We start from the raw sequence: 2740 nt of genomic DNA on the forward strand, positions 1-2740 counted from the left end.
CGGTGGTACCTCACACATCACACCCGACACCTCATACCCCGGCGGACCCGGGAACCAGATGAGCCGGTTTTGCCGGGACGGCAATTTTTTGCCGTCCCGGCAAGAGAGCTGACCGCGAGGGTGACGCGGGGGCGGGTGCGCATGGGGTCGGCTCCTGTCGGGGTGCGGAGCCGGACGGCTCCTGTGGACGGGTGGAGCTGGGACGCGGCACGGAATCTAGGGCTGTTTTCTCATCGCCGTCAACGTTATGCACAACATCGATCGTCCCGGAAGGTCGCTTCCGGCCCTCCCACACCTCTGTGCGCCCCCGCGTCCGGCGGCTGGGGTTCCGGAATGAGCGCCACCTTCCGCATCCTGACGCCCGGCTACGCCGGCGCACGCACCGCCGGCACCGTCAGCCTCGTACGTGACGGGGACACCGTTCTCGTGGTGGACCCCCGGCATGGTCGCCGACCGGGGGCTGATCCTCGATCCGCTGGCCGAGGAGGGGCTGAGCCCCGGTCAGGTCACGGACGTCGTGTTCAGCCACCACCACCCCGACCACGCGCTGAACGCGGCGCTGTTCCCGGCGGACGGGCTCCTCCTGTCGCCTTCGGTGCGGCTCGCCGCGACCCCGGGGCACACCGCCGAGGACATCAGCACGCTGGTGGAGACCCGGCGACGGTCTGGTCGACTTCACGCACCTGTGGTGGAGCGCCGACGGCCCCGGCCGGAAACCGACGGTCCCCAGGAGGGCCGGGCCCGGGGGCGTTGTCAGTGGCTCCCTCTACAGTGCGAAGCAGTGGATCACTGCGGGGTGCTGGGGAGGCACGTATGGGGTGGGTGTCGGCTGCGGGCGGCTACGAAGTCGCTCTGGACGGCGGCAGGGTGGTGTGCCGGAACGCGTCGGGGAAGGCGCTGAAATCGGTTCCGTCCAAGCTCAGGGACGATCCGGCGGTGGCCGGCCTGGAGCAGCTCGCGGAGTGGCTGGAGCGGCACGAACGGCAGTGCCTGGCGGACGTGGAGCGGTGGATGATCCGCTCCCTGGAGGTGCCGGTCGAGGTCCTCCTCAGCGTGTGGCCGGACCCGGCGTGGCGGTCGACGCTGCGCGATCTGGTGGTCCTGTGGGACACGGGCGAGGTGGCCGGATTCCTTCGGGACGCGGACCCCGCGCGGGGTCTCGGAGTGGTCGATCTGGACGGCGACACGGTCCGCGTCGCCCCCGGCCTGGTGCGGCTGCCGCACCCGGTCCTCCTCGAAGACCTGGAGGAGCTGCGGGAGTTCGCGGTGGAGCTGGGCGTAGAGCAGCGCGCCCCGCAGCTCTTCCGTGAGGTGTGGCACCGCCCGGCGGCACTCGACGCGCAGGCGACGGAGGTCGAGGAGTACGCAGGCGGCGTCTTCAAGCAACTGCGGTTCCTGCACGGCCGGGCCGCCCAGCTCGGCTACCGCGTGCGCGGCGGGAACGCGGTGTGCGCGGTCGTCGAGGACGGCCGGAGCGTCGAGGCCCGCGTATGGCTGGGCGACTACGACGGCTGGGCCGAGACGGAGACCGGGCCGCTGGTCTTCACGGACCCGGCGGGCCGGGTCCTGAAGCTCGGTCAGGTCGGGCCGGTGGCCTGGTCGGAGGGGATGCGGATGGCGGCGGCGCTCCACGCGGGGCGCGACATCGAGGACGAGGAGCGGGCGGCATGAGCGGGGCGGCGAAGCGGTACGACGAGAGCACGGCGGGCGCCCTGCTGGACGCGGGGGCGGTCCTCCCGGTGGGCACGACCGCCCGCGAGGACGCCGACACGCTCACCGCGCGGACGTACACCCACCCCGCGCTGGACGACCGCCCGGTCGTCCGCCTGGTGCCGGGGACGCTCGGGGAGGCCGAGGACCTCGCCCTGGACTTCCTGGGCCTGGTGCGCGGCTCCGAGGTGCCCGAGGTGGGGCAGGTGCGCCGGGAGACGCTCGGGTTCCCGGCCTGGGCGCTGGTCAACGACCCGGCGAACGGGCATCACGCGCTGGCGCTGGTGAGGGACGTCGAGCGGCTCGCCCGGCAGGCCAAGTCCCGGCCGGGCACGGCCAAGGAGGGGTTCGAGGAGCTGGGCGCCCGGCTGGGCCGCGCGGTGCCGCACTTCCTGCCGACGTTCTACGAGCAGGCCGCGCGGGTCTTCCTCCAGTACGAGAACACCACGTACGCCGCCGCGTTCTTCGGCAAGGCCCGCGAGGCGGAGCGGGTGCACGCGCTGGCGGTCGACGAGGAGCGGCAGCGGGCCGTGTTCCTGGAGTTCGCCTTCGCCGGGGCGCTCACCGTCAAGTCGCTCAAGGAGCATGTGAAGGCGCTGTCCGCGCGGCTCGCGCCCGCCCAGGCCTGGGCGCAGTTCCGGCAGTTGACGGTGGAGCGCTGCGCGGCCGGCATGCCGCCGTACGCCTCGCTGCCGCAGGACGCGCGCGGGCTGCTCAAGGCTGCCGGTCTCGACCGGATGGCCGAGGAGTGCGCCCTGGTCGCCGACCTGATCGCCTCCCCGGCGGCGGTGCGGGCCCCGGCGTCGTTCTGGAGCGCCTACCGGGGCACGCTGGTGACGCTCTGCGGACAGCGGCCCGAGGTGCGGGCGCGGCTGCTGGAGATCATGCCGGCGGGGCTCGGGGGGACGGTCGAGGACGACGAGGAGCAGGTAGTTGGTGTTGGAGTACACCCCCGGCGTACTGCCCGGGGTGCCGACGGCAGGTGCGGTGACCCCCATCTCGATCAGTTCAGTGGGGTGAAACCGCGTGA

At 72.9% G+C, this 2740-nt stretch carries 2 protein-coding genes and 1 pseudogene; all 3 read left to right on the forward strand.

Annotation, left to right across the window (positions count from 1 at the left end; translation table 11 throughout):
- Positions 1–442 precede the first annotated feature (442 nt).
- Positions 443–901 (forward strand): MBL fold metallo-hydrolase, encoded by a 459-nt coding sequence (locus ACVNF4_RS34630; protein ID WP_461806828.1) that lies wholly within the window; start codon positions 443–445, stop codon positions 899–901.
- The gene (locus tag ACVNF4_RS34635; protein ID WP_461806827.1) at positions 814–1671 is read left to right on the forward strand and encodes a DUF4132 domain-containing protein; all 858 of its coding nucleotides are present in this window, start codon (positions 814–816) and stop codon (positions 1669–1671) included. The genes ACVNF4_RS34630 and ACVNF4_RS34635 overlap by 88 nt, the downstream gene beginning before the upstream one ends.
- Positions 1668–2740 (forward strand): annotated as a pseudogene (locus ACVNF4_RS34640) (hypothetical protein); the annotation flags it as partial. The gene ACVNF4_RS34635 and the pseudogene ACVNF4_RS34640, both read left to right, overlap by 4 nt.

The organism is Streptomyces sp. S6 (genome assembly GCF_054880855.1).